The following is a 5,661-nucleotide window of genomic DNA, read 5'->3' as shown; positions in this document are numbered from 1 at the left end:
GTACTGGCTCTGGGGGCAGCAACCGGTCGACGTGCATAGCTCCCCCTCGCAGCACTGCCCGCCACCGCACAGCGGACCCGGCTTGCAGCACTTGCCACCAATACAGTCCAACCCGCTTCCGCTTTCGCAGCACCCTCGGCCACAGACCTTCCCCGTGCAAATGGTTCCGTCTTCTGTGCAGTTGACCCCTGGACCGGGCGTGTAACAGACGCCGTCACAGCATTTCTGGCCGGGTGGGCAGCATTTGTTGCGCTGGCCCCACTTGTCGTAGCAGCATGTCTGCCCGGGTTCACAGCACTTGCCTCCACAGCAGTTCCTCCCGGGTGCACAGCAGGCGATCACTTGGCGCAAGGAGGGGTATTCGTAGCCGTAGCAGCATTCGGTTCCGTAGGGGCAGCAGCGCCGCATCGCGTGCGCACCGTAGTGAATGCAGAGCTCTCCATGACAGGGCGGAGGCCCTTCGTGGATGCCGCACTGCGCCTTGCAGGTCGCTTTGCATTCGTCGATCGGCTGCTCGTAGGGGCAGTTGCCGACACACTCGTTATAGCAGCTGCCTGCCAGACGGACGTTCGAGCCGGAAAGTGTCCGGCTGGGGGCTGACCTATAGGTGCCGCTCGTAGGGTAGAGAGAGGCATCCGCGGTAGCGGTCGGCACTGGCATGTCAACCGACCTCCTCCTGTCGTCACCGGTCGTAGTACGGAGACAGCTTCGTGACGAGGAAGGGGAACTCTTCTGTCACATCGACGCGGACGAAGTGCTTCTCGGTCACGTCGGTTGTTCGATGGGTGTAGGAGAACACCACGTCCTGAATGTTCCTGCTGCCGCTGAGCCGCGACGGGCGCGTCTCGATGGCCGTGAGGGCAAGCCCCGATGCAAAGGCATGAGCGGTTTTGGCGTAGATCTGCGCGTAGCGCACGGCGCAGTAGTTGAGAGCGCGGTGCTCGTCTGACGAGCCGGCGTTGTCGGCGATCTGCATCACCCGGTCGAAAAGCTCCCGAGAGGCCGACCGGAACGACTCCTCGTCGAGGTCGTCCGGTTTGGGCAGTCCAGCGACGAGGGAGTCAGTGTCGAAGGCGTAGATCTGATCGAACGCCACGAGCGGGAGCATGAGACCGTTGCAGAAGTCGGGCGGGGCGAGGGGACCTCGCAGGCCGACGACCGCCTGGAGATCGCTTGCCTGCGGTGATGGACCGATGGCGTCCACGAGCAGGCTGTAGTCCGCGGGATCGCGTGGACGCAGGATGTAGGTGTCGATCCCCTGGATCACCAGCACGTAGCACAGGTGCTTGGTGAGATAGCGGCTTTGCGGGTCCGACAGTACGGTGTGCAGCGCTTGCCTGTCGGTCAGGTTGGCTGTCTCGGCGCGGCCGGTCGCCTGGGCGAACTCCTTTTCTATCGCGAGGCTGGGAATGCGGGGCTCGAGCCGGCCCACCGCATAGACGAACGGCGGGTACGCCTCGGAGGGACGGCCTGGGACGTCGGAGGCGGGGACAGTTCGACCGCAGCCGCAGGGGGACTTCTCGTGCGAGGGCGGGGGCGGGTCAGCGGACGATGCAAGGCTTACGCCGGGGGCGGACACCTCGAGGGAGGAGACCGCTTCATTGCTGGTCGCAGACTCGGGCGAGTGTTCGGGCCCGATGGAGGGCATTGTGGTCGTCGATACCGTGGGCTCGTCCATGAGCTCACCGCCTTTCTGTGATCGATGCGGTGACCGGTGTTGTCAGCTTCGTGTTCCGAGCAGAGACTCGAATGCGTGTCTGGCGTCCATCAGGGGAGGCACGACTGATGTGCGCTGCGACGGCGCTCCCTTCATCGCGCGGATCAGTTCTTCGGGCGTGGTGTCGGGAAGCTCGGACAGGATGAGAGCCGCAGCACCAGTGACGACGGCAGCTGCCGCGCTGGTCCCGCCGAATGAGCGGAGCTTTCCGTGCGAGCCCAAGCTCATCATGGCGTCGGCCACCACGCCCACGCCCCGCTGGCCGATCGTCCGTCCAAGGTTGGACATTCGCCCAGGCCGCCCCTGGAGGTTGTACGCCACAACCGGGAGAACTGACCGGTGACGCGTGACAACCGTGCTGTTGATTGCCCCCTCGTTGCCGGCGGCCGCCACCACGATCACACCGCGCGCGGACGTGTAATCGAGCGCATCCTGCACGGCGCGGCGTTCGTTGGAGACACCCGCTGCAAGCGAAAGACTCATATTGACTATGCGTGCACCCGCGTCCGCGAGCTCGACCAGCGCGTCAGCCAGCGCTGTCCAGGTGGCCGAACCTGCATAACGCGCCGACGGAGAACGGAAGACGGAACGGGTGACCAGCGTGATCCCCGGGCAGATACCCAGTGCACCCGACCCACGCGCAGCGACCAGGACACCTGCGGTGGAGGTGGCATGCAGGGCCGCGGCGTCGTCCGCGTCCTGTTCCGCCACATCATCGGCACGCGACCAGGTGATCTGCGCATGGGAGAGACCCGGATGGCCGACCATCACCGGCCCGTCCACAAGTCCTACCCGTAGATCGGCCGCACCTGTGCTCCGCGCCATGAGCGATGCAACAGAGTCCAGACACGGGGAGATCTTCAAGGTATCGGCGTCAGAAGTCACGGCCCCACCGCCAACCCATGCGCCCCCCTGCGTAACTCCAGACTACTCGCGCATGCCCGTGCACGCGCGCCAGGTAGCACGTCACGCCAGAGTGCGCCTTCTGGTGCTCAGCGGCATTTTCGCAACCTTGCTCATCCCTCGCCCCGTCTTCGCGTTCGCACTCTTCCGGCCCCGTGACGCCGGATCCCCTGGCGTCACCGCCCCGCCCGGACTGCGTCGCGCGCTGCGTCGCCTGCCGTCACAACTGCCCCCAGGACGCCCCCCATTTGGCTGCTGCCCGCCCCTGGTGACCCAGTCGTCCGAGATCGTCTTGCCCATAAAGGTGTTCGAGCGGCTGCGGAGCATGGCCGTGCACGGGGCCGACGCCCGTGTCCTGATCGTGGAAGCCATCGAGCGACTGTACGGATCGGGTGCAGCACTGTCCTCCCGGCATGACCGCAGCAGGTTGTTGACGCTTCTACGTCGGCAAGGCCCTGACAACCGCTCGGCGAGGGGCAGATCTGGGTGAGCAGCCGTGCAGTTGGCCGCCCCGGTGGCCTCGTGGGCCGGGCGGGCACCGGCCCACGTTGGTCGCACGTCCCCGCCGACGGCACTCGCGGGGCCGACGCGGTTCTCCCGCCGCCCGGCATCGGCGTTCGGCCATGAGCCTGGCCGCCGGTCCAGATCCCCGACCGCGATCCCGCCGGGCCCGACCATCTGCGGATCCTGCACACCGGCCGAAGGAACGCAACGCCGCGAACATCCGGGTCCAGGCCCGCCGTCGAGCTTCTGACCCCACGTCAATACACCAGCACCACGCCCGCTCCTTCTGCGGATGGCATCCGGGAGCAGCGCGCACCAGCCCTCCCCGGATGCGGTCCTGCTCCGATCACTCGTTCGCGCACTGGCGCCCACGGAGGGACCGGCAGCATGCTCAGCTGGCGGCTCGTTGGAGTGTCCAGCCACCGGGCCAGGCCGACGCGTTCACGAAAGGCCTCCCCTAACAGACCGATACGCGCAGGGCCATGTGTGAAGAGCGCCGCCCCGCGGTGGCAGGCAGCCGCGCATACCCCGGTTCAGATCGCTCGGTTCGCCCTTCCCGGGCGAAGCAACGGCCGTGGGCGAAGTCGGCCTGGTCCTTCAGCGCCCCCGTGCCGAGGCCGTCTGGGAGCAGCGCGTCGCCGAAGCCGATGAAGGACCGTCAAGGAAGGCCGGGCATCGCAGTGAGTCTCCGGTCGGGTGCTTGGCGCCGTCGTGCCCGCGCCGGGCTTCTTCCCGCGGCGGGAAGGCCTGCCTGGCCTGGTGCAGCCGATGCCGCAACGGACCGGCTGCGGCGCCTGATTGCAATGTCCTTCCGGCCGGCGGCCTGCGGACACGGGTGATCACTGCTGCGGCGGAGTCCCGCCGCGCTGCCGGGGCGGTTGGCGGGGTTACGCCGCCTCACCGCTGAACCGTGCACGGCCCCGTCGGGCCGCGCGGGATGCCCGCCCACCAGAATGATCCGGCCAGTTCAAAAGTGCCATGCGTGATGCGTCTGCACCCGGTGCTGTGTCGGGACGCACCCTCACATCGCGCAGGGCCCATGTGTGTCCGGATCTTCCTGTTCGACACGGCAGGTTCAGGAGGGTTCACAGATTCTCAACCGTAACCACCCCTACGTGAAGGGGGAGACGGCCGGGCGGGGTGAGGGCGGATGTGTCCAGTTCATTCGTTGCCCCTCAGCGCAACACCGTCGAGCGGTGCATGAACAAACTCAAGCAGTGGCGCGGCCTTGCCACTCGATACGACAAGACCGCCACCGTCTACGTGGCCGCACTGCACATTCCGGGCGTCTTCATCTGGTCCACTCGGTGATCCAGAGGAAACGTCCTAGCCCTGCATCTGACCCGTGTCGAATGCGTGCCGAACGCCGGTCGATCAGACACCCAGCGCGAGAAGAGATCCAGGTCAGCAAAGGTGCGCCACGAGATACACCAGGCGCCTTCTAAGCGCTCACTCCATACTCCGGAACGCCAGCACGGGGCCCCTGTGGACCAAGTACGGCGACTGGGCTTCGGGCACTCCCCCGCACTCGCTTGACTCACCCCAGGCTGATAGCCACTCGGCGCATAGTTGCCATGAAGCCTTCATTTGCCCGCCGAGCAAAGCCCGGCCGACCGGCCCCCGGGCGCGGCAGTCCAAGCAGCGGTAGAGGCAGATCTCCGCGAATCGGTCCGGGGTGAAACCGAAGGGGGTAAAGGGGTCGGCGAGCCCCAGGGCCTCGTTTGTGCTCATCAGGCCAGCGTCCGCGGCCGTCGCCGTGTTGGTGGTTGGGGTAGTCATGGGTTCAGCTCCTGCCCCGTGGGACGGCACCAGGCCGTCGGTGGTGTCGATGAGCCGTACCGTGCGGCGGCCGCCGGTTAGGCAGGCAGAAGACACGAGCGGGGCTGCCCCGCAGATGCGGCGGTGCACCGGAGCGGACCCGCCGCCTCGAGGGCACACCGGGGCCAGGAATGGGACGAGGCGCGCACAAAACGTGTGCTTGATCCCGGCCGCGCCCCGGGGGCCTCACCTCCCTGTCTGGGCACAGCCGGACGCGGGCGAGGCGCGCCGCCTCATCTGTGGGTGCGGCCCCTCCCGCCATAAGGTGTCCCAGGACAGCTGGTCCAGTTGCACGGCGCCCGGCCGCCCGCGATCACCGGAGCTGGACCGCCGCCAGTCATGGACGCGCGGGCCCTTGGCACCGTCGCCGCCTGAAGTCAGCCCGCTTGTCGCCGGCCCCCGCGTCCCCCTGTGTGGATGCGGCTGCCTGTCGTTGCGCGCGGGCCCGGTCCAGGTGCCGACAGTGCTGCCGCGGGGTGGCGGCGGCAGCGGCCTTGAACGACACGCGCATCGATGTATGTCAGTCCACGTCCTCCAGGATGCCCGTCTCTTCGTCGGTGAGGCTGTCGAAACAGGACTCCTTCGTCGCCATGGCGGTGGATTCGACCCAACGGTGCATGCTGCTGTGCCGGGCGTTCAGGATCCAGCCCCGCTTCTTGTACGTGGCCATGACGTAGACACCGCCGTTCTCCGTCGGCACGTCCTCGGTGGGCGTCGTC

At 67.2% G+C, this 5,661-nt stretch carries 3 protein-coding genes and 1 pseudogene; 1 reads left to right on the top strand and 3 read right to left on the bottom strand.

Features of this window, described 5'->3' with window-relative positions; genetic code table 11:
• Positions 1–682: 682 nt before the first annotated feature.
• Both ADL34_RS32485 and ADL34_RS32480 read right to left on the bottom strand, forming a co-directional pair.
• Positions 683–1,678 (bottom strand): hypothetical protein, encoded by a 996-nt coding sequence (locus ADL34_RS32485; RefSeq protein ID WP_234375159.1) that lies wholly within the window; start codon positions 1,676–1,678, stop codon positions 683–685.
• A 42-nt stretch (positions 1,679–1,720) separates the two neighbouring features.
• Positions 1,721–2,602, bottom strand: a complete 882-nt coding sequence (locus ADL34_RS32480) for a S8 family serine peptidase (RefSeq protein ID WP_063892387.1) — start codon at positions 2,600–2,602, stop codon at positions 1,721–1,723.
• Between the two features lie 1,701 nt (positions 2,603–4,303).
• On the opposite strand from ADL34_RS32480, the pseudogene ADL34_RS35405 reads away from it, so the two are divergent.
• Positions 4,304–4,435: pseudogene (locus ADL34_RS35405) on the top strand (IS5/IS1182 family transposase); the annotation flags it as partial.
• Positions 4,436–5,462: 1,027 nt separating this feature from the next.
• Here the strand turns inward: ADL34_RS35405 and ADL34_RS32470 are convergent.
• The coding region (locus ADL34_RS32470) for a hypothetical protein (protein WP_159039016.1) at positions 5,463–5,661 on the bottom strand (199 nt) is incomplete at its 5' end.

This window comes from Streptomyces sp. NRRL WC-3605 (genome assembly GCF_001509795.1).
GTDB classification, from domain to species: Bacteria; Actinomycetota; Actinomycetes; order Streptomycetales; family Streptomycetaceae; genus Streptomyces; species Streptomyces viridochromogenes.
This window is presented reverse-complemented; position numbering and strand designations above follow the sequence as displayed.